Here is a 21754-nt window from a genome sequence, read left to right as displayed (position 1 = left end):
TGTCAGGATAAGCGGCGTCAGGTGTCCGAAGTGGCGCCGTGGCTGTTGACGATCGCGTCGATAGAGCGTGCGAGGTCGACGTCGGCGCTGGTGACGCCACCCGCCGAATGGGTGGACAAGTGGAACGTGAGCGTTCGGTAGCGGATGTCGATGTCCGGATGGTGGTTGGCTTCCTCGGCCGCCTCAGCGACGTCGTCGACGATCATGATGGCGGTACGAAAGTCTGCCGCTTCGACCGTGCGGCTGATGCCCTTCGAATCGCCCGACCATTGCGGGATGCCCGCCAGCATGGCGTGCAGTGCGTCGTCGTCGAACACAGTCATCGAGGTGCTCCCTTGCGATGGCGGTGGTGATTCCGGGCTCCGCGCGACCAACGCTGCCGATGCGCGCGTATCCGACACAGCCTAGAGGTCAGCCGCGGGCTCCTACCAGCGACTCCAGAGATTACTTCGGAAGGTGTGCGTCGATCCGGGTATACCAGTGGTTTCGCGGCTTGCGCCGTCAGTCGTCGGACGACGAGCGCCGGAAGATCTTCGAACCCAGCCAGACCAGCGGATCGTAAGAGCGGTCGACGACACGTTCCTTGACCGGAATGATGGCGTTGTCGGTGATCTTGATGCTCTCCGGGCACACCTCAGTGCAGCACTTGGTGATGTTGCACAGCCCTACACCGGCCTCGGCCTTGGCCGCTTCGCGGTGGTCACCGGTTTCGAGGGGATGCATCTCGAGTTCGGCGTAGCGCAGGAAGAGCCGTGGGCCCGAGAATGCTTCCTTGTTGTCTTCGTGGTCGCGAATGACATGACACACCGACTGGCACAGGAAACACTCGATGCACTTGCGGAACTCCTGACCCCGTTCCACATCTTCCTGCTGCATCCGGTACGTGCCGTCGGGCTGGCGTGGCTCGGGAGACAGCGCGGGGACCTTCTTGGCCTTCTCGTAGTTGTACGAGACGTCGGTGACGAGGTCGCGAACCACCGGGAACGTGCGCAGCGGCGTGACGGTGATGGTCTCGTCCGGCTCGAACAGCGACAGCCGCGTCATGCAGGTCAGCCGCGGCTTGCCGTTGATCTCGGCGCTACACGAGCCACATTTGCCGGCCTTGCAGTTCCAGCGGACGGCGAGGTCGCCGGCCTGGGTCGCCTGCAGCCGGTGCAGCGCGTCCAGGACAACTTCGCCTTCCTCGACGGGAACGACGTAGTCGGCCAGGTCGCCGCCGGATTCGTCGCCGCGCCAGACTTTCATGTTCAGGTCGTAGCCCATATGTCTATTTCTCCTCGGTCACGTATCTGGGGCCCCGGCCGCGGTCTGCCTGGCCGACGCCACGGCCCGCATCCCGCAGGACACGGCCGGACATCACTTGTCCTCGAACAGCGTGCGCAGCTCGTCGGGCATGCTGGGCAGTTCCTCGTGCCGGACGGCGACGGATCCGTCGTCGTCGAGCACGCAGTGCAGGTTGACGGTGGCCCAGGAATCTTCGGTGGCGGGGAAATCGTCGCGGGTATGCCCACCGCGGCTCTCGGTGCGTTCCAGAGCCGCCATCGCGATGCACTGGGACACCCGCAACATGTTGTGGAGGTCCAACGCCAGGTGCCAGCCGGGGTTGTATTGGCGATGACCCTCCACGCTCAGCCGCGAACAACGCTCGTTGAGTGTGTCGAGTTCCTCGAGGGCCTGTTCCATCTCGTCGGCCTTGCGGATGATCCCGACGAGGCGGTGCATGATGTCCTGCAGGTCTTGCTGCACGGTGTAGGCGTTCTCTCCGCCCTGGCGCTCGAACGGTGCGAGCGCGGCCTCGGCCGCGGCCCGGATGTCGTCGTCCGGGATGGTGGGCCGCTCTCCGGCCAGCGCCGCCGCGGCCTCGGCCGCGCTTGTTCCGGCGCGCCGTCCGAAAACGAGTAGATCGGAGAGGGAGTTGCCGCCCAGCCGGTTGGCTCCGTGCATACCGCCGGCAACCTCACCGGCGGCGTACAGGCCCGGCACGATGGATTCCTCGGTGTCGGCATCGACGGCGACGCCACCCATGACGTAATGACAGGTGGGGCCGACTTCCATCGGCTCAGCGGTGATGTCGACGTCCGCCAGCTCTTTGAATTGGTGGTACATCGACGGTAGCCGCCGCTTGATGAACTCTTCGGAGCGCCGCGAAGCGATGTCGAGGAAAACCCCGCCGTGTGGTGAGCCACGACCGGCTTTGACCTCGGCGTTGATGGCACGAGCGACCTCGTCACGAGGGAGCAGTTCCGGCGGGCGGCGATTGTTGGTCTTGTCTTCGTACCAGCGATCGGCCTCGTCTTCGTTGTCCGCCGTTTCGGACTTGAAGAACTCGGGGATGTAGTCGAACATGAACCGGCGGCCTTCGCTGTTGCGCAGGACCCCGCCGTCACCACGGACCGACTCGGTGACCAGGATGCCCTTGACCGACGGTGGCCAGACCATTCCGGTGGGGTGGAACTGGACGAACTCCATATTGACCAGCGACGCGCCCGCCTCCAGCGCCAGTGCGTGGCCGTCGCCGGTGTACTCCCACGAGTTGGATGTGACCTTGTAGGACTTGCCGATGCCGCCGGTGGCGAGTACGACGGTGGGGGCTTCGAAGGCGATGAACCGGCCACTCTCGCGCCAGTAGCCGAACGCACCGGAGATACGCCCGCCGCTCTGGAAGAGCTTGGTGATGGTGCATTCCATGTAGACGTCGATGCCCAGGGCTACGGCGCGCTGCTGCAACGTGCGGATGAGCTCGAGGCCCGTGCGGTCGCCGACGTGCGCCAGCCGGGCATAGCGGTGGCCACCGAAGTCGCGCTGGGAGATCAGGCCGTCAGGCGTGCGGTCGAACAGCGCGCCCCAGTCTTCGAGCTCGTGAATACGGTCAGGGGCTTCCTGGGCGTGCAACTGGGCCATTCGCCAGTGGTTGAGCATCTTCCCGCCACGCATGGTGTCACGGAAGTGCACCCGCCAGTTGTCTTCGGAGTACACATTGCCCATCGCGGCCGCGGCACCACCTTCGGCCATGACGGTGTGGGCCTTGCCGAGCAGCGACTTGCAGATGATGGCAACTCTGGCGCCGGCATCGTGGGCGGCGATCGCTGCGCGCAGGCCCGCCCCGCCGGCGCCGACGACCAATACGTCGTAACTGTGGCGTTCGATGCTGCTGGGGTCGGTCATGAGCGGTCGGCTCCTTCTCGAAGACCTCTGAGGTGCGAGCCCGAGGGATGAACGTACGGAACGGGGAAGACGGTAGAGCGCATGCGAACGACGACGCTCGGCCGGGCGATAGGGGAGTTGTGCATGGCTCGCCGCCTAGAAGAATCTGAGGTCGTCGAACCAGCCGGCTGCGACCGCCATGACGTAGAAGTCGACGAGCGCGAGGGTGCCCAGCGAGATCCAGGCGTACTGCATGTGCCGGGTATTCAGCTTGGACACGAACGTCCACCAGCGGTACCGGATCGGATTCCTGGAGAAGTGTTTCAACCGGCCGCCGGTCACATGCCGGCACGAGTGGCACGACAAGGTGTACGCCCAGAGTGCTATCACGTTGATGAGCAGCACGACGTTCCCGAGGCCGACGCCGAACCCTTCCGTGCCGCCGAAGGCGAGGATGAAGTCCCAGGTGTTGATCAGCACGATGACCGTTGCTATGTAGAACGTGTAGCGGTGCAGGTTCTGCAGGATGAGCGGGAACCGGGTCTCGCCGGTGTATCGCTTGTGTCCGTCAGGCACGGCGCAGGCCGGCGGGGACATCCAGAAGCTGCGGTAGTACGCCTTGCGGTAGTAGTAACAGGTCAGCCGGAACACCAGGAGGAACGGCAGGCTGAGCATGGCGAACGGGATCAGCGCGTGGTTAGGCGTGAACCTACCGAAATGCGCCGCTTCCTCGATACATCCGGTGGACGTACACGGCGAGTAGAACGGTGTCAGGTAGTGGAACTCGTCGACGTAGTAGTAGTCCTGCATGAAGACGCGGACCGTTGCGTAGGTCAACCAGGCGACGAGGCCGATCACCGTGACGGCAGGTGCCACCCAGTAGCGATCTTTGCGCAGCGTCTTGGCGCTTATGTCAGCCCGCGAGGGCTCGTGTACGCCGCCGGTCAAAGGACCGCTGGGCGCGGCCGTGGTGGTCGCTGCGCCGGAGGAGTGTTGAGGGTCGGGTTGTTCGGTTCCGGTAGTTGTCATCAGGGTGCGTGCCGATCTGGTGCGCCGAGACCTTCGTCCTGGGCCCCTACCCACATCTGGGGGTCGTACGGGGTGTCCGGAACGGTCTCGAGGGGACCGTCAGGGGGAATCAAGCGGCCGGGCTGAGGATCACCGAGCTCGTCGAGGTCGTCACGAATCCGGGATACGTCGCTGGCTAGCCGTCGAACACCCAAGGTGTCGCCGTATGTGCGGCGGAGGCCCGCCACGGCTGACTCGAGGGTGGTCAAGGCAGCGGCAACCGCGTCCCTGCTATCGGATGCGCTGGTCGCGCTCATGCAGCCTCCTGCGAACGTCGGCGGTCGCTGGCTCGGGGTGCTTGTCCCTGAACCCCCGCTGGGCACACGAGCCCCGCAGGGATTCGCGAACAAGCACTCATCAGCTACGCAGCTTGGCATGGAGCAGCGGCGGAAATCCAGGGCTTGCGGTGTTCGGATCGAAAATCGTGGGACATGCCACAGTGACGCTCGGCGTGACGCGGCGGCCGCCGTCGTGCCGCGCGGCCCGACCGCAGCCGCAGGCTCTGGGTGATAGTTCAACCGAGTCGGAAATTCGAAATGTCAGCAGTAATTCCTCACTCGTCTCACAGTGCAGACAGAAAATGACCGGATTCTGGGCACGGCTCGTGGGGCCTTACATATCGAGTGGTCATAACTCGAGTTTATGAGGGCCCTCAGTTAGGTGTCCGGTGTGAATGTGAGGTTGCAACAAAATTTCCGCTGATCTTCGTGCCCTAAGTGTTATATTTCGCGCGATCTGGAGACACTTGAGTTGCAGGTCAGTAACGTCTCTGTCTGTGACTTGTGTCGCATCCATCACGGATGGTGGGCTGAGTCAACTCTTTTTTGGGGCCTGTCTGGGTCCAATACGTGCGGAGGAGTCCCATCTTGACTATCAAGCGCAGAGGCGCGGCGTTTGTCGCTGTCGCCGCGGCAAGTGCCCTCGTGCTCGCCGCCTGTGGCAGCGACGATGACGGTGCGACCGACGACAATGGCACGGCCGAGGAGAACGGCGAGGCCGACGAGAACGGTGACCCTGGCGATGCGCCTAACGACGTCGTTGTGACGTATGCGGCCGAGCAGGAGTTCACCAACTACGCCAACAACACGTCCGAGGGCAATCTGTCCGCCAACACCCAAGTGCTCAACCAGGTGAAGGGCAACTTCTGGGACTACGGCCCGGACGGGCTGGTGATCCCGAACGAGGAGTTCGGCAACTACGACGTCGTGTCCGAAGACCCCCTGATGGTGGAGTTCAACATCAACCCGGACGCCATCTGGTCCGACGGCGAGCCGATCGACTGCCTCGACTGGATGCTCGGCTGGGCGGCCAGGTCGGGCTACTACGAGCACCCCACCGATACCGACGACGACGGCGACCCGGTGACGCTGTTCTCCAGCGCGGGCACCACCGGCTATGCCGAGTGGGTGAAGCCGGACTGCGAGCTCGGTGACAAGACGATGACCGCCGAGTACGAGACGCCAAACGCCAGCTGGGTTCTCTACGATGCCGTCGACATGCCGGCACACGTGGTGGCCCGTGAAGCCGGGATGACCAACGAAGAGCTGCTGCAAGCGATCCGCGACGACGACGTCGACGCGCTGCTGCCGGCCGCCGAGTTCTACAACACCGGCTGGGTCATGGCACCGGGTGAGCTGCTCGACGAGGAGCTGATCCCGTCGTCCGGCCCGTACAAGCTGACCGACTGGCAAGCCGGTCAGTCGATCACAGCGGAGTACAACGAGAACTACTGGGGCACCCCGCCGGCCGCGGAGACCATCATCTTCCGGTTCATCGATGCTCAGCAGCAGACCCAGGCGCTGGAAAACCTCGAGATCGACATCATGGACCCGCAGCCGACCGCGGACCTGGTGGACCAGCTCGAGGGTCTGCAGAACGTCGAGGTGCACGTCGACGAGTCGTTCGTCTACGAGCACGTGGACTTCAACATGCGCTCGGGTCACTACTTCGAGGACCGCGACCTGCGCGAGGCGTTCGCCAAGTGCCTGCCGCGTGAGCTGATCGTGGAGAACCTGATCCACCCGGTCAACCCGGACGCCGTGGTGCTCGACGCGCGGCTGACGTACTCGTTCCAGGATGACTACGACTTCCAGGTCGAGGGCAGTGCCGCTCCTGATTACGCCGAGCAGGACATCGAGGGCGCCCGGCAGATCCTCGAGGACAAGGACATGGTGGACACCGAGGTGCGCATCGTCTACACCGAGGCGAACGTGCGCCGCCAGGACCAGGTGGCCTTGATCCGCGACGCCTGCAACGAGGCCGGCTGGGATGTCGTCGATGCGGGATCGTCCGACCCGTTCGGTGTGGAGATTCCGGAAGGCAACTTCGACATCGCGATGTTCGCCTGGGTCGGCTCCGGCTACGTGGCCGGCACCGCCTCCACGTTCATGACGCCCGCGTCGTGCACGCCGGAAGGCACCGGAAACAACAGCCAGTGTTACTCCAGCGAGACCGTCGACGACCTTTACGCGGAGCTCCTGCAGGAGGTCGACATCGACGCTCAGCGTGAGCTGGTGAAGCAAATCGAGGCGGAGCTGTGGGCCGACATTCCCACCATTCCGCTGTTCACCCACCCCTACCTGCTGGCCTGGGCAGACGACGTCACGGGCGTCACCCCCAACCCGACTCAGCAGGGCGTCACCTCCACCAAGCACGAATGGAACCGGGCGCTGTAGTTCAGGTCGATTTCCACGCTGCTGGGCCGGTCCACGGGCTGGTCCAGCAGCCGGAACTCGAAACGTACGGGGCCAGGAGCCCACGGCTCCTGGCCCCGTTTCCTGACGACAGCACGTCCTGTTTGTTCCCGTTCCCGACGAATTCGGAGGTGAGGCGTGGCCGTCTTCATGGTGCGAAGACTGGTCATCTCCATCTTCACCCTGCTCGCCGCGTCGTTCATCGTCTTCTGGGGTGCCTCGATCGCTGGGGACCCGATGGAAGACCTGCGAGGTGTTCAGGACGAAGGTGATGCCCAGGCACGGATCGAAGCTCGCCATGAACGGATGCGGCTCAGTGATCCGATCCCGGTGCGCTACTTGGCCTGGCTCAGCGGCCTGCTCACCGGTGACTTGGGCGAGAACAAGTTCGGCCAGTCGGTCAGCGGCATCCTCGGCCCGGCCGTCTCGGCCACGATGCAACTCGTCATCGCGGCCACGGTGCTCGCCATCGTCTGCGGGATCACGATCGGCATCATCTCGGCGCTGCGGCAGTACAGCGGCTTCGACTACTCACTGACCTTCGCCGCGTTCCTCTTCTTCTCGCTGCCCGTGTTCTGGGTGGCGGTCATGCTCAAACAGTACGGCGCGATCCAGTTCAACAACTGGCTGCGAGACCCATCTATCGCGCTCCCGGTGCTCGCCGTGGTGGCTGCGTTGAGCGGGCTGGCCTGGATGGCCATTCTCGGCGGAAACCGGCAGCGGCGGCTGACGTCTTTCGCTGCCGCCGCGCTGGTGACCGCAGGGCTGTTTTGGGCGTTGTCGGCGAGTGGCTGGTTCTCCGATCCGGGGCTGGGACTGCTGGCTGTGGTTGTGCTCTCGGCAGGTAGCGCAGTAGGTGCGACGTTCCTGGTGGCCGGTTTCCGGCACCGGGAGCCGCTGCTCGCGGCATTGGTCACCGCCGGAATCGGCGTCGTGTTCTACCTCTTTTCCGAGCCCATTCTCGAGGACCCGAACTGGCTGCTCATCTTGCTGCTTGCGGTCATCGCCGTGGGGGTTGGGCTGGGTGTGGGGTACATGGTGGGCGGAATTCACCGCCGGCAGGCGATGCCCGTGGCAGCTCTTGCCGCGTTCCTCACCGGTGGTGTGATCTTCATCGACTATCTGCTGCAGGCCTACTCCGACTACTTCAGCCGGGTGCGCGGGCGGCCCATCTCCACCATCGGCGCGAGCACCCCGAACTTCGGCGGTAGCTTCTGGGAGTCCGGCCTGGACTCCATCGGACACCTGATCCTGCCGACGCTGGCGCTGTTGTTGATCTCGTTCGCCGTATACACCCGGTACAGCCGGGCCAGCATGCTGGAAGTGATGAACCAGGACTACGTGCGCACGGCGCGATCGAAAGGTCTCACCGAGCGCACGGTGATCACCAAGCACGCCTTCCGCAACGCACTGATCCCCGTGACCACCCTGATGGCGTTCGACTTCGGAGCTGTCATCGGCGGTGCGGTGATCACCGAACGGGTCTTCGGCTGGCAGGGCATGGGTCACATGTTCATCAAGGGCCTGCAAGAAGTGGATCCACCACCGGTCATGGCGTTCTTCCTGATCGCCGGTGGCTCGATCGTGGTCTTCAACATGCTGGCCGACATCGCCTACGCCTACCTCGACCCACGGATCCGGGTGTCGTGATGAAGATGATCACTGAGTTGAGGAGGGAGCGGCTGTGAGCACGGAGACCGATCGGCCGTCGACATCGGGGCGCAAGACCTCCGATGCCGCCGAAGGAATGGCCGTCGTCGCCCGGACCCAGGCCGAGATCATCCGGCGGCGGTTCTTCCGGCATCGCGCGGCGATGGGCGGGTTGATCACGCTCGGCTTCGTCATCGTCCTGGCGTATTCGTCCATCGGCGTCGGTCCGATCCCGGGATGGTGGGACAAGGGCTACATGTCGACCGCTTCGGTGCTCGACGGTGGCCGGCCGACGCTCAGCGTGGTTCCCAGTTTCCTGGGCGGGGACGGCATCCGCCTCGGTGAGCATCCGTTCGGCCAGGACAACGTCGGCGTCGACTACTTCGCCCTCGTCATGCGTGGCACGCAGCAATCGCTGACGGTCGCGTTCCTGATCGGCTTCGTGTCCACCGTCATCGGCGCGACGGTCGGCGCCACCTCAGGCTATTTCCGGGGCCGCACCGAGGCGGTGCTGATGCGGTTCACCGACGTGATGATCGCCATCCCTACCCTGGTCTTCGCGGCTATCCTCGCGGCAGCGGCTGGGCGCGCCGGCATCGTAGCGCTCGGGATCGCCATCGGGGCGGTGACCTGGACCGGCCTGGCCAGGCTGGTGCGTGGCGAGTTCCTCTCGCTGCGGGAGAAGGAGTTCGTCGAGGCGGCCCGGGCAGCCGGCACCAAGTCGGCGCGGATCATCTTCAAACACATCATGCCCAACACGGTCGGCGTGATCATCGTGAGCGCCACCCTGGCCATCGCCGCCGGCATCCTGTTGGAGACCGCTCTGTCTTACCTGGACCTCGGGGTGCGGGCGCCGGATGTCTCGCTGGGCTCACTTATCAGCCGATATGAGACGGCCATGCAGACCAGGCCGTGGCTGTTCTGGTGGCCGGGCATGTTCATCGTCGCCATCGCGTTGTCGGTGAACTTCATCGGCGACGGCCTGCGTGACGCCTTCGATCCTCGACAGACCCGGGTGCGTGACTGATGAGCATTCCTACCAACCCATCCGCGCAGGCTCAGCCGGGGGTGACCCCGGAACGTTCGGAAGCAGCCCGGGCGGCTACGCCCGACGTCGGCCAGGCAGCCGGTGACGCACACATCGCCGCCGGTATCTCCGCCGTCAAACCTCCGTCCAAGGAGGAAGTGCTGCGAGTCGAGAACCTGACCGTCGGCTTCCCCACCGACGACGGTCTGGTGCAGGCGGTCCGTGGTGTGTCTTATACGGTGCACGAGCGCGAGGTGCTGGGCATCGTCGGTGAGTCCGGCTCCGGCAAGTCGGTCTCGTCGATGGCGATCATGGGACTGTTGCCGAAGAACGCCCGCATCACCGGGACGATCCGATACCGCGGTGACGACATCCTGCAGATGTCCAAGAAAGGCCAGCGGTCCCTGCGTGGCAAGCGCATCGGGATGATCTTCCAGGACCCGATGACGGCGCTGAACCCGGTCTACACGATCGGTGACCAGCTCGCCGAAGCCGTCTTGTCGCACGAGACGATGCCGCGTAAACATGCGCTGGCCAGGGCCGAGGAAATGCTCGGCCTGGTCGGTATCCCGCAGCCCAGGCAGCGGCTGAGCGCCTACCCGCACGAGTTCTCCGGCGGCATGCGCCAGCGCGCCATGATCGCGATGGCGGTGATCAACAACCCGGATGTGATCATCGCCGACGAGCCCACAACCGCACTCGACGTCACGGTCCAGGCCCAGATCCTGGAGACACTGCTGGAGGTGAAGGACGAGGTCAACTCGGCGATTATCCTGATCACCCACGACCTCGGCGTGGTGGCCGGCACGGTGCACCGTGTCCTCGTCATGTATGCGGGCCGCCCGGTTGAGGTCGGTGAGACGGACGAGGTCTTCTACCGGCCGCGGATGCCGTACACCGCGGGCCTGCTCGGTTCGATTCCGTCGCTTGATACGGCGAGCGGAGAGAAACTCCGGCCGATCAAGGGCACGCCTCCATCACTGATCAACATGCCGTCCGGTTGTCCGTTCGCCCCGCGCTGCCCGCTGGCGACCGACGTCTGTCATCAGGAGGAGCCGCCGTTGAGCAGTACGGACGGGCTCGACCACACGGCTGCTTGCCACCATTGGAACCGGCTGGCGGAGACCGAAGACCCCACGGAGTTCTTCCGGGTGGAGAGCGAGGCGCACCGATGAACGCGACAGCTACCGATGCCACCCGCGGGCCGGCACCTGCTCCGTCCGGACAGCACCTGCTCGAGGTGTCGGACCTGGTGATGAACTTCCCTGTCCGTGGTGGCGGGTTGTTCCGTCGAGTCGTCGGTTATGTCCAGGCCGTCAGCGGTGTTTCGATGCATGTCGACGCGGGCGAGACACTCGGCCTGGTGGGCGAGTCGGGTTGCGGGAAGTCGACCACCGGCCGGGCCATCCTGCAGCTGCACAAACCGACGTCCGGGTCGGTCACGTTCGACGGCAACGAGCTGACCACAATGGGGCCCGCGGAGATGCGCGCCGTCCGCCGCGACCTGCAGATCGTCTTCCAGGACCCGTATGCGTCCTTGAACCCGAAGATGCCGGTCAACGACATCATCGCCGAGCCGTTGAAGGTGCACGGCAAGTTCCGCGACGGCGGCAAGGCACGGGTGGCCGAGATGCTGGAGCTGGTGGGGCTGAACCCGGAGCACGGCAACCGCTACCCACACGAGTTCTCCGGCGGACAGCGGCAGCGGATCGGTATCGCCCGGGCATTGGTGCTCTCGCCCCGGGCGATGATTCTCGACGAGCCGGTGTCCGCGCTTGACGTGTCCGTGCAGGCCGGCGTCGTGAATCTGCTCGAAGAATTGCAGCAGGAGCTCAACCTCGGCTACATCTTCATCGCCCACGACCTCTCGGTGGTGCGGCACATCTCGGACCGGGTCGCCGTGATGTATCTCGGCAAGGTCGTGGAGACGGGGACCCGCGACCAGGTGTACGAACAGCCGGCCCATCCCTACACTCAGGCGCTGCTCTCGGCGGCTCCCGCGGCCGACCCGCAACAGGAGCGGACCCGCGAGCGCATTCTGCTCACCGGCGATGTCCCCAGCCCGCTGGATCCGCCGAGCGGCTGCCGGTTCCGGACTCGCTGCTGGAAGGCTCAGGACATTTGCGCTGTGGAGGAGCCCGCCCTGGTTGATCGTGGCCAGGGGCACCCGGTCGCGTGTCATTTCGCGGAGGCGAACGCCAGGGTCATCTGAGAGCGGCACATGGCACGCTGGATACACGTTGGGAACCGGTATCTCGATCCGTACAGCGTGTACTCAACGTGCCATGCACGGGTTTGGGCCAGGGCCTGTCATCGCGCTCGCGTAGTTCTCGGCGTACTGGGTATGGGCTTCCGGTGATGATCTAGCCGCCGGACGCGGGAGGCACGCTCCATGAGCCGCCCAGAGCACGCGCAGAATGCCGAACAGTCTTCCCCTGAACTGTCGAGCTACACGCCGAGACGCAACTCATGGGGGGTAACACCATGGGTGTTCTTCCCCTCGCTCACCATCATCGGGCTGGTGTGCGTGCTGGCCATGAGCATGCCCGACCGGGTAGGCGAGGTCCTGCAGACGATCCAGGACAACATCGTCCAGGGCTTCGGCTGGTACTACGTGGTGATCGTCGCGTTCTTCGTGATCTTCTCCATCTGGATGGGTGTCAGCCGGTTCGGTGACATCACCCTGGGAAAGGACGGCGAAGAACCCGAGTTCAGCCTCTACGCCTGGTTCGCGATGCTCTTCGCGGCGGGTATGGGAATCGGCTTGGTCTTCTGGGGGGCCGCGGAACCGCTGATGCACTACGACGCGCCCAGGCCGGGGGTGGACCCAGGCGCCGCGGGCGACGAAGACGGGTTCGGCCAGGAAGGGATCGGCGCGGAAGGCGGGGACCTCGCGGAGCAGGCCATGGCCCAGACGTTCTTGCATTGGGGCATCCACGCGTGGGCCATCTACGTGGTGGTCGGGCTCGCGCTGGCCTACGCGATCCACCGCAAAGGACGTCCGGTGTCGATTCGCTGGGCGCTGGAGCCGCTGCTCGGGGCGCAGCGCGTCAAGGGCTGGCTCGGCGATGTGATCGACACGGTGGCGGTGATCGGCACGATCTTCGGGGTCGCGACATCGCTCGGGTTGGGTGTCGAGCAGATCGGGGCAGGTCTCGTGTCGATGGGTGTGGTGGAAGAAGCCGACACCGCGACGTCGGTGACGCTGATCGTCATCATCACCTTCATCGCGACGATCTCAGTCGTCACCGGACTACGGCGAGGCATCAGGTACCTGTCGAACTTCAACCTCGGCCTCGCCGGCGCGCTGCTGATCGCGATGCTGATCATCGGACCGACGCTGTTCTTCTTCCGCGACCTGGTGCAATCGACCGGCGCGTACGCCCAGAACCTGATTCCGCTGACATTCGACACGGGAACCTACACGGGTGAGGCGGGACAGGAGTGGCAAGGCTGGTGGACGACGTTCTACTGGGGCTGGTGGATGTCCTGGGCGCCCTTCGTCGGCATCTTCATCGCCCGGATCTCTAGAGGCCGCACCATTCGCGAGTTCGTCGCGGGTGTGCTGATCGTGCCGACACTGGTCACCTTCCTGTGGTTCGCTGTCCTCGGCGGCAGTTCGCTGTACCGGCACCTGTACGGCGACGGTGGCTTGGTCGATCGTGACGCCGATGACCCGTTCGAACGGGTGGTGCCCGAGAACGCCCTGTTCGAGCTGCTTGAGGATTTCCCGTTCGGTGGCGTGATGGTTGTGGCTGTCGTCGTGCTGGTGATGATCTTCTTCATCACGTCGTCGGACTCCGGTTCGCTGGTTGTCGACATGCTCGCCTCCGGTGGCGACCCTGAGCCTCCGACATGGAGCCGGGTGATGTTCGCGGTCCTGGAGGGCGCCGTGGCCGCGGGGTTGCTGCTCGCGGGCGGATTGGAAGCGCTGCGCACCGGCGCCATCATCACGGCGCTGCCGTTCAGTGTGGTCATGCTCGCCATGGTGCTGGCCACGTATCGGTCGTTGAAGGCCGAGCACCGGGTTCGCCTGGCGGCCCAGCGCCGGGAGCAGCGCGAACAGATGGACGAGCGAATCAGCCAGCAGGTGTCCGGAGAAGTGAGCGAGGCGATGGCCGACCGGCGGTGACTAAATAGCTTCGTCCGACATCACAACTTGGTCACCAGCTTGGTCGTTTGGGGAAACGTAGCAGGTCACGGACGTCCTTGCTGACAGGTGAGGCAGTTCGGTCGGCATGTTGCGCTTGACGGCTCGCCTTTCTCCCGCAACGGTAGTACGGCATCTGAGGTCTAGCCGAGTTTCGGCGGGTTCGTGTGAATCGCCGGCGCTCGTGCCGCTGTGACCTCGGAGTCGGAGTTGCCGCATACAAGAAGGGCGAATTATGAGTTCCCCGCCGGATACAACGAGTCCGAGCCGATCATCGAACCTAGCGAGATATCAGCCGAGGATGGCACCGGGCGGGGTGACGCCGTGGGTCTTCTACCCGTCGATCATCGTGATTGGTCTCGCCGTCATCGTGACCATGGTCTGGCCCGACGATGCCGGTGAGGCTCTTGGCACCATCCAGGAGAACATCGTCGGCGGGTTCGGCTGGTACTACGTGCTCATCGTGGCCGTCTTCGTCGTATTCGCGCTCTGGATGGGACTGAGCCGGTTCGGGGACATCAAACTGGGCAAAGACGACGACCCGCCGGACTTCAGCCTGATGGCCTGGTTCGCCATGCTCTTCGCCGCCGGCATGGGGATCGGCCTAGTCTTCTGGGGCGCGGCGGAACCACTGATGCACTACGACACCCCCAAGCCCGGCACCGACGGTGGCGAAGCCATCGGCCCGGACGGTCACGGCATGGAGGGTATCGGTGCTGAGGGTGCCGATCTCGCGGGCCAGGCCATGGCCACGACCTTCTTGCACTGGGGCTTCCACGCCTGGGCCATCTACGTGGTGGTCGGGCTGGCGCTGGCGTACGCCATCCACCGCAAGGGACGTCCGGTTTCCATCCGGTGGGCGCTGGAGCCCTTGCTCGGCGCGGAGCGGGTCAAGGGCTGGCTGGGCGATCTGATCGATACCGTCGCGGTCATCGGGACGGTCTTCGGCGTCGCCACCTCGCTGGGCCTCGGCGTCAGCCAGATCGGCGCCGGCCTGGTGTCGATGGGGGTCGTGGACGAGTCGACCAACACGGTGATGGTCATTCTGATCGTCATCATCACCGCCATCGCCACGGTGTCGGTCGTGTCCGGCGTCGGCAAGGGCATCAAGTGGCTGTCGAATTTCAACCTGGGACTGGCGGCGATCTTCCTCGTCGTCCTGCTGATCCTCGGTCCGACTCTGTTCTTCCTGCGGGACTTCGTGCAGTCGTTCGGTACGTATTTGCAGGAGGTCCTCCCGGCGACGTTCGATACCAGCGCGTACACGGAGGACGCCGGGCAGTCCTGGCAAGGTGCCTGGACGACCTTCTACTGGGGCTGGTGGATCTCCTGGGCGCCCTTCGTCGGTGTGTTCATCGCGCGCATCTCGAAGGGCCGCACCATCCGTGAGTTCGTCGCGGGTGTGCTGATCGTGCCCACCACGGTGACCTTCCTCTGGTTCGCGGTTCTGGGCGGTGGCGCCCTGCACCGGCAGCTCTACGGCGACGGCGGCCTCGTGAACCGGGACGAGGAGGGCGCCTTCGACCGGGTGATCTCCGAGAACGTCCTGTTCAACTTCCTCGACGACCTGCCGCTCAGCGGGATCTTGACAGTGACCGTCGTGGTGCTGGTGGCAATCTTCTTCATCACGTCGTCGGACTCCGGTTCACTGGTCGTCGACATGCTCGCCTCCGGCGGGAACCCCGAGCCGCCGATCTGGAGCCGGGTGCTGTTCTGTGTGCTGGAAGGCGCCGTTGCGGCCGGCCTTCTCCTGGCTGGTGGCCTCGGCGCCCTGCAGACCGGCGCGATCATCATGGCGTTGCCGTTCAGCGTGGTCATGCTCGCGATGTGCGTCGCCACGTACCGGTCGCTGAAGGCTGAGTACCGGGTTCTGCAGGCGGCCGAACGGCGCTCTCGGCGCGAGGAACTGCAACGCCACGTGAGTGCGCATGTGACCGGTGATCTCACCGAGAACTTCGACGATCATTTCGGCGACCAGGTCGACGAGCGCATCGACCATGCACTGGAAGAAATCGGTGTGGCCGGAAACGGCGAGGAGTCCCAGCAGAGTCGACGCGACGACGACGATCCCCAACGTCCTAGGCCAACCCGCGCCTAGCAGCCTCCGTCGTTGTCGATGGTTGAGGGATAGGTGTAGCCCTGGCTGCACCTATCCCTCAACCACAGGGCCCTAAAAGTCTGCCGTCGAGCGTGCCTTCACTCGCGAGCGCCCGGGGCGTTTGTCGATGTTCTCCGTGCGGGCTCGTACCATAGGGCGTCAGCCCCAACTAATTGAAACGAGCCCTTCCGCATGCCCATGCGCAGTCGCGACGATCTCCGTAACGTCGCTATCGTCGCCCACGTCGATCACGGCAAGACCACTCTTGTCGACGCCATGCTCTGGCAGTCCGGCGTTTTCCGCGCCAACCAGGACGTGGCCGATCGAGTTCTCGATTCCGGCGACCTGGAGCGTGAGAAAGGCATCACGATCCTCGCCAAGAACACCGCGGTGCGATGGGGCGAGACCACCATCAACATCATCGACACGCCCGGCCACGCCGACTTCGGCGGTGAGGTGGAGCGCGGCCTGTCGATGGTTGACGGGGTAGTGCTGCTGGTCGATGCCAGCGAGGGACCGCTGCCGCAAACCCGGTTCGTGCTGCGCAAGGCTCTGGCCGCCGGCCTGCCGATCGTTCTCGTGGTCAACAAGACCGACCGGCCGGACGCGCGGATCGCCGAGGTCGTGGAAGAGTCCTACGACCTCGTGCTCGACCTCGCCGAAGACATCGCCGGGGACGCATTGGGGACGATGCTCGACTTTCCGGTGGTCTATGCGTGCGCCCGCGACGGCAAGGCCTCTCTCGAGCGGCCGGCCGACGGCGCGGTGCCGGACTCCGAAGACCTCGGGCCACTTGTGCAGACCATTCTCGAGACGATCCCGTCGCCGGTCTACACCGAAGGCGCGCCGCTGCAGGCCCATGTGACCAACCTCGACGCATCGCCGTTCCTCGGCAGGTTGGCGCTGTGCCGGGTCCGAGAAGGCGAGATCGTGAAGGGTTCGCAGGTCGCATGGTGCCGGAAAGACGGTAGCGTCGAACGGGTCAAGATCACTGAACTGCTCGTCAACGAAGCGCTGGACCGTGTTTCAGCCGACTCCGCCGGCCCGGGCGATATCATTGCCGTGGCCGGGATTCCGGACATCACCATCGGTGAGACGCTGGCTGATCCCGAAGATCCGCGGCCGTTGCCGCTCATCACGGTCGACGAGCCCGCGCTGTCCATGACCATCGGAGCGAATACGTCGCCCTTGGTGGGCCGCGTTCGCGGGTCGAAGGTCACCGCCCGGCTGGTCAAAGACCGACTCGAGACCGAACTCGTCGGTAACGTGTCGCTGCGGGTGCTGCCCACCGAGCGTCCCGACGCCTGGGAGGTGCAGGGTCGCGGTGAGCTCGCGCTGGCGGTGCTCGTGGAGACCATGCGCCGGGAAGGGTACGAGCTCACGGTCGGCAAGCCGCAGGTGGTGACCCGTGAGGTCGAAGGCAAGGTGCACGAGCCGGTAGAGCGGCTGACAATCGACTGTCCGGAAGAGTATCTCGGCGCCGTCACGCAGCTGCTTGCGGTCCGCAAGGGGCGTATGGAACACATGACCAACCACGGATCCGGGTGGATCCGGATGGAGTTCGTCGTTCCGGCTCGTGGTCTGATCGGCTTCCGCACCGACTTCCTGACCGAGACTCGTGGGACCGGGCTCGCGCACCATGTCTTCGACCGGTATGAGCCGTGGTTCGGCGAGCTGCGTACTCGCCGCTCCGGATCGCTGGTCGCCGACCGTACCGGCGTGGCGACGTCGTATGCGATGTTCAACCTCCAGGAGCGCGGCACCCTGTTCGTCGAACCCGGGACAGAGGTCTACGAGGGAATGATCGTCGGCGAGAACTCCCGGCCTGACGATATGGATGTCAACATCACAAAGGAGAAGAAACTGACAAATGTCCGTTCTTCTACCGCGGACGAACTGGAGCGTTTGATTCCACCACGCCGGCTCTCGCTCGAACAGGCGCTAGAGTTCTGCCGTGACGATGAATGTGTGGAAGTCACCGCGGCAGCTGTGCGCTTGCGGAAGGTGGTTTTGAACGCTACGGAGCGAGCACGTACCGCTGCGCGACGGAAACACTCTCAGCCCTAAAGTCCAGGGGCGGGGCGGCTCGAATTCCGCCATCCCGTAACGTGGCGGTGGGCCGCGTGTGGGAGAAGCAAGGAGGAGCTCGATGGGCTGGTCTGCTCGCGGTGCGGTGCTCGGGGTTGGCATCGTGATTCTGAGTGCGTGCGGTGCCGACAGCGATCCTGCCGGGGACGGTTCGAGTTCGGTCTCGGTCAGGGGGTGCAACCCTCAGAGCCCTCTGGTCCCCGCCTGGACGGCGGAGTCGTGCGGTGGTCAGGTTGTCGACCAGCTCTTCTCCAAGCTGGTGCGATACCACCCGGAGACCGCCGAGCCGGTGAACGAGATCGCGGCATCCATCGAGTCGGACGACAACCAGACGTGGGTCGTCACGCTCGAAGAGGGCTGGACCTTTCACAACGGCGAGGCCATTACCGCGCATAGTTTCGTCGACGCGTGGAATTGGGCGGCCTACGCACCCAATGGTGCGGTGAACTCTCGGTTCTTTCAGGCTATCGAAGGATATGACGAACTACAGCCCAGCGACCTGGACGAGGATGAATTCTCCGGCGGCGAGATAACGCCAGATATGGTCCGCGAAGAAGAAATGTCTGGGTTACAGGTGGACGACGACATGAAGTTTACTGTCACCCTCTCCCAACCGGAGTCGTCATTTCCGTTAAGGCTCGGTTACGTGGCGTACGCGCCGCTACCGGAAGAATTCTTTGCCGATCCGGAAGCATACGGAGATGCGCCAGTCGGCTCCGGGCCGTTCCAATTCGCCGAATGGGTACCTGGTGCGGAGATCCGGCTCGAAGCCTACCCGGGATATCAAGGAGCGGGCCGGCCGCAAATCGACGAAGTGATCTTCAGGATCTATCAGGACGACACGGCGGCGTACGGCGATCTGCAGGCCGACAATCTCGACATCATGCCGCACTTGCCGTCTTCGGCGTTGGCGGACGACGCCTACCGCAGCGACCTCGGTGATCGTTTCGTGGAGCGGGAGGCGCTGGTTGTCAGCAAGGTGACATTCGCGCCGGAGTCGGTCGATCCCGCCCTGGCGGATCCGCGTCTGCGGCAGGCCATTTCGATGGCCATTGACCGGGATGCCATCATCGACAACATTTTTCACGGCACCCGCGAGCCCGCCACCGGTTGGGTGTCGCCCGGAGTCGAAGGTTACGAGCCGGACGTGTGCGGAGAGTACTGCACCTTCCAGCCCGACCGCGCGCGTGAGTTGCTGGAAGAGGCCGGAGGCTACTCGGACACCTTGACGCTGACGTACAACGCCGACGGCGAGAACAGGCCATGGGTCGACGCCACCTGCAACAGCATCCACAACACGCTCGGCATCGAGTGTGTCGGAGTGCCCGTAGCCGATTTCGGCACCTTCCGGACGAAGATCCAAGCGCGCGAGATCGGCGGGATATTCCGGAATGTCTGGCAAGCGGACTATCCGAGCATCGAGAGTTTTCTCGGCCCGGTCTATTCGACCGGTGCGCCTTCCAACGACGGCGACTTCAGCGACCCGGAGTTCGACGAGCTCATCGGCGAGGCGGCATCGATGCAGGGCGACGACGCGATCGACCGGTACAACGCCGCGGAGTCATTACTGTCTTCGGGAATGCCGTCCATACCGCTGTGGTACGCGAGCACCGTCGCCGGCTATTCGACACGTGTGGACCACGTCGAGATCACCCCGTTCCAGAGCGTCGACCTGCTCAACGTGACGCTCAGGTAGCCGGGCGTCACGATGCCTATGGCCGCTGTCAGAGGTCGCCGGAACTCGTGCCGGTCCGCGGGCAGCGGACGATAGAACCGGATCGCTGTCGATATGGGCCGGTACATCCTCAAACGACTGCTGCAGTTCGTGCCCGTGATGATCGGGACGACGTTTCTCATCTACACGATGATGTGGTCGTTGCCAGGCGACCCGTTGGCTGGACGGTGCGGCTCCACGCCGTGCCCGCAGAGTTACATCGACCGGATGACCGAGGCCTACAACCTGGCGGATCCGCTGATCCTGCAGTACCTGAACTATATGGCCGGGCTGCTCTCCGGTGATTTCGGAACGACGTTCGCAGGAGTGCCGATCGCGGACGAGCTGTGGCAGCGGTTTCCGGTCACCTTCCAGCTTGCCGCGTTGGCGGTGCTGGTAGAGATCGTGATCGGGGTCGTCGCGGGCATCGTCGCCGCGTTGCGTCCAGGCGGTCTGCTCGACAACCTCGTCCTGGTGAGCACCCTGTTCGTGATGTCGATACCGGTCTTCGTGGCCGGCCTGCTGGCGCAGGCGATCTTCGGCGTGCAGCTCGGCTGGGCTCCCGTGACGTCCGACGGCAGCCTGGGGTCGCTGATTCTGCCGGCATTCGTCCTGGGCAGCTTGTCGCTGGCGTTCGTGGCGAGGCTGATGCGGTCCAGCCTGATCGAGAACATGCACTCCGAGCACGTGCGCACGGCGGTGGCCAAAGGGCTGTCGAGGCGACGAGTGGTATTGGCCCACGGCGTGCGGAACTCGCTGATCCCCGTGGTGACGCTGGCTGGGGCCGACTTCGGCAGTTTGCTCGGCGGCGCCGTTGTCGTCGAGATGATTTTCAACATCAACGGCGTCGGTGACCTGCTCCTGCGCAGCATCCGCGGCGGCGAGATCGGCACCGTGACGGCGGCGGTGACCATACTCGTGCTGGCGTTCCTCCTGGTCAACCTCGTGATCGACCTGCTGTATCCGCTGCTCGACCCGAGGATCCGCCTTGGCTAGGCGGCTGGGCCGGACGCCCGATCCGCCGAGCCAGCGGCACGGCACGGTCGCCGCTACCGGAGACGGCGTCACGGTGGACCGGGCCCCGATGTGGCGTGCTCTGCGGACCAGTCCGGTCTTCTATCCGGCCGCCGCAGTGATCCTGGTCTTTGCGCTGATGGCGGCGGCTCCCGGGCTGTTCACCACGCGGGATCCCGGATACTGTGTCCTGGAGTTTTCCCGGCGAGGGCCGGGCGACGGCGCGTACTTCGGCTACAACCTCCAGGGTTGCGATCTGTACGCCCGGACCATCTACGGAGCCCGCGCATCGCTTGTGGTGGGGTTCTGCGCCACGGCAGCCGCAGTGATCGTCGGCGGAACGATCGGGCTGCTCGCAGGCTATTTCGGCGGATGGGCCGATGCGATCCTGTCCCGGCTCACCGACCTGTTCTTCGGTATCCCGCTCTTGCTCGGCGCTCTGGTGGTACTCGTCGCCTTTCCGTCCGACCCTCGCACGGCGGCGTGGCAGACCACGGGCAAGGTTGTGCTCGCGCTAGCCGTCCTGGGGTGGACCACCGTCGCCCGGATCATGCGAGCGGCCACGATCCAGCTCAGCCGGGCCGACTACGTACTCGCTGCTCGTTCGCTGGGGGCGGGGCATTGCCGTGTCCTGCTGCGCCACATCTTGCCGAACGCCGTCACTCCAGTACTGGTGTGGGCCACCATCGCCGTCGGGACGTTCATCGCTGTCGAGGCGACGCTGTCCTTCATCGGCATCGGCCTCCAACCGCCGGTGGTGTCATGGGGAACGGAGATCGGCGAGGCACAGGCGTTCATCCGGCAGTCGCCGCACATGCTGTTGTTTCCGAGCGCGTTCTTGTCGCTCACCGTGTTGTCGTTCGTTCTGCTGGGCGATGCCGTGCGCGGGGCGCTCGATCCGCGGTCCCGGCGCTGATAAACGGCTCCGACACATGGAATCTCTCCTCGCCCAGCAGTATCGGTCGGAGAGAGGCTTCGCCGTCGGCCTTCCTCGCTGATGCCCGCCGCAGCTCGTCGGGGTTCAGGAACAGGCTCTAAGTTGCCGGGGCCGCTACGAGGCCGCACGCCCAGAAGAGGGATCGTGGCGTGTTGACGGATGTGGGGCTAC

General features: G+C 64.7%; 16 protein-coding genes. 11 read left to right on the top strand and 5 right to left on the bottom strand.

Annotated elements, in window-relative coordinates:
- Positions 1-17: 17 nt before the first annotated feature.
- The 5 genes from F7O44_RS22230 to F7O44_RS22210 form a co-directional block, all read right to left on the bottom strand.
- Positions 18-323: a 4a-hydroxytetrahydrobiopterin dehydratase gene (locus F7O44_RS22230; protein ID WP_162452468.1), complete on the bottom strand. Its 306-nt coding sequence runs from the start codon at positions 321-323 to the stop codon at positions 18-20.
- A 178-nt stretch (positions 324-501) separates the two neighbouring features.
- Complete coding sequence (locus F7O44_RS22225) at positions 502-1263, bottom strand: succinate dehydrogenase/fumarate reductase iron-sulfur subunit (protein WP_162452467.1); 762 nt, start codon at positions 1261-1263, stop codon at positions 502-504.
- Positions 1264-1356: 93 nt separating this feature from the next.
- The gene (locus tag F7O44_RS22220; RefSeq protein ID WP_162452466.1) at positions 1357-3165 is read right to left on the bottom strand and encodes a fumarate reductase/succinate dehydrogenase flavoprotein subunit; all 1809 of its coding nucleotides are present in this window, start codon (positions 3163-3165) and stop codon (positions 1357-1359) included.
- A 135-nt stretch (positions 3166-3300) separates the two neighbouring features.
- Positions 3301-4173, bottom strand: coding sequence for a hypothetical protein (locus F7O44_RS22215; RefSeq protein WP_222851594.1), 873 nt, complete (start codon positions 4171-4173; stop codon positions 3301-3303).
- Positions 4173-4469, bottom strand: a complete 297-nt coding sequence (locus tag F7O44_RS22210) for a hypothetical protein (RefSeq protein WP_162452465.1) — start codon at positions 4467-4469, stop codon at positions 4173-4175. The genes F7O44_RS22215 and F7O44_RS22210 overlap by 1 nt, the downstream gene beginning before the upstream one ends.
- A gap of 609 nt (positions 4470-5078) precedes the next feature.
- Here F7O44_RS22210 and F7O44_RS22205 point away from each other — a divergent pair.
- The 11 genes from F7O44_RS22205 (at position 5079) to F7O44_RS22155 (ending at position 21562) form a co-directional block, all read left to right on the top strand.
- The gene (locus tag F7O44_RS22205) at positions 5079-6887 is read left to right on the top strand and encodes an ABC transporter substrate-binding protein (RefSeq protein WP_162452464.1); all 1809 of its coding nucleotides are present in this window, start codon (positions 5079-5081) and stop codon (positions 6885-6887) included.
- Positions 6888-7043: 156 nt separating this feature from the next.
- Positions 7044-8555 (top strand): ABC transporter permease subunit, encoded by a 1512-nt coding sequence (locus F7O44_RS32035; protein WP_162452463.1) that lies wholly within the window; start codon positions 7044-7046, stop codon positions 8553-8555.
- Between the two features lie 97 nt (positions 8556-8652).
- A complete protein-coding gene (locus F7O44_RS30580; protein WP_162452571.1) occupies positions 8653-9582 on the top strand; it encodes an ABC transporter permease subunit in 930 nt (309 codons plus the stop codon).
- A complete protein-coding gene (locus F7O44_RS22190; RefSeq protein ID WP_162452462.1) occupies positions 9582-10757 on the top strand; it encodes an ABC transporter ATP-binding protein in 1176 nt (391 codons plus the stop codon). Before F7O44_RS30580 ends, F7O44_RS22190 begins: the two co-directional genes overlap by 1 nt.
- Positions 10754-11794: an ABC transporter ATP-binding protein gene (locus tag F7O44_RS22185; protein ID WP_162452461.1), complete on the top strand. Its 1041-nt coding sequence runs from the start codon at positions 10754-10756 to the stop codon at positions 11792-11794. The genes F7O44_RS22190 and F7O44_RS22185 overlap by 4 nt, the downstream gene beginning before the upstream one ends.
- 180 nt (positions 11795-11974) lie before the next feature.
- A complete protein-coding gene (locus tag F7O44_RS22180; protein ID WP_162452460.1) occupies positions 11975-13714 on the top strand; it encodes a BCCT family transporter in 1740 nt (579 codons plus the stop codon).
- Positions 13715-14033: 319 nt separating this feature from the next.
- Entirely contained in the window at positions 14034-15830 is a 1797-nt protein-coding gene (locus F7O44_RS22175; RefSeq protein WP_222851592.1) for a BCCT family transporter, read from the top strand.
- Between the two features lie 192 nt (positions 15831-16022).
- Positions 16023-17897: a translational GTPase TypA gene (gene typA / locus F7O44_RS22170; RefSeq protein ID WP_162452458.1), complete on the top strand. Its 1875-nt coding sequence runs from the start codon at positions 16023-16025 to the stop codon at positions 17895-17897.
- Positions 17898-17979: 82 nt separating this feature from the next.
- On the top strand, positions 17980-19614 hold the full coding sequence (locus F7O44_RS22165) for a peptide ABC transporter substrate-binding protein (protein ID WP_162452457.1): 1635 nt from the start codon (positions 17980-17982) through the stop codon (positions 19612-19614).
- A gap of 93 nt (positions 19615-19707) precedes the next feature.
- Positions 19708-20628 (top strand): ABC transporter permease, encoded by a 921-nt coding sequence (locus F7O44_RS22160; RefSeq protein ID WP_162452456.1) that lies wholly within the window; start codon positions 19708-19710, stop codon positions 20626-20628.
- Complete coding sequence (locus tag F7O44_RS22155; RefSeq protein WP_162452455.1) at positions 20621-21562, top strand: ABC transporter permease; 942 nt, start codon at positions 20621-20623, stop codon at positions 21560-21562. Before F7O44_RS22160 ends, F7O44_RS22155 begins: the two co-directional genes overlap by 8 nt.
- The last annotated feature ends 192 nt before the right edge of the window (positions 21563-21754 follow it).

Source organism: Phytoactinopolyspora mesophila (assembly GCF_010122465.1).
Classification (GTDB): Bacteria; Actinomycetota; Actinomycetes; order Jiangellales; family Jiangellaceae; genus Phytoactinopolyspora; species Phytoactinopolyspora mesophila.
The sequence above is the reverse complement of the archived record's forward strand: the minus strand, read 5'-3'. Positions and strand labels throughout refer to the sequence as shown.

Coding starts and splice junctions, on each gene's coding strand:
- F7O44_RS22230 (WP_162452468.1), bottom strand. CDS start 323: ATGACTGTGTTCGACGACGACGCACTGCACGCCATGCTGGCGGGCATC.
- F7O44_RS22225 (WP_162452467.1), bottom strand. CDS start 1,263: ATGGGCTACGACCTGAACATGAAAGTCTGGCGCGGCGACGAATCCGGC.
- F7O44_RS22220 (WP_162452466.1), bottom strand. CDS start 3,165: ATGACCGACCCCAGCAGCATCGAACGCCACAGTTACGACGTATTGGTC.
- F7O44_RS22215 (WP_222851594.1), bottom strand. CDS start 4,173: ATGACAACTACCGGAACCGAACAACCCGACCCTCAACACTCCTCCGGC.
- F7O44_RS22210 (WP_162452465.1), bottom strand. CDS start 4,469: ATGAGCGCGACCAGCGCATCCGATAGCAGGGACGCGGTTGCCGCTGCC.
- F7O44_RS30580 (WP_162452571.1), top strand. CDS start 8,653: ATGGCCGTCGTCGCCCGGACCCAGGCCGAGATCATCCGGCGGCGGTTC.
- F7O44_RS22190 (WP_162452462.1), top strand. CDS start 9,582: ATGAGCATTCCTACCAACCCATCCGCGCAGGCTCAGCCGGGGGTGACC.
- F7O44_RS22185 (WP_162452461.1), top strand. CDS start 10,754: ATGAACGCGACAGCTACCGATGCCACCCGCGGGCCGGCACCTGCTCCG.
- F7O44_RS22180 (WP_162452460.1), top strand. CDS start 11,975: ATGAGCCGCCCAGAGCACGCGCAGAATGCCGAACAGTCTTCCCCTGAA.
- F7O44_RS22175 (WP_222851592.1), top strand. CDS start 14,034: ATGGCACCGGGCGGGGTGACGCCGTGGGTCTTCTACCCGTCGATCATC.
- typA (WP_162452458.1), top strand. CDS start 16,023: ATGCCCATGCGCAGTCGCGACGATCTCCGTAACGTCGCTATCGTCGCC.
- F7O44_RS22165 (WP_162452457.1), top strand. CDS start 17,980: ATGGGCTGGTCTGCTCGCGGTGCGGTGCTCGGGGTTGGCATCGTGATT.
- F7O44_RS22160 (WP_162452456.1), top strand. CDS start 19,708: ATGGGCCGGTACATCCTCAAACGACTGCTGCAGTTCGTGCCCGTGATG.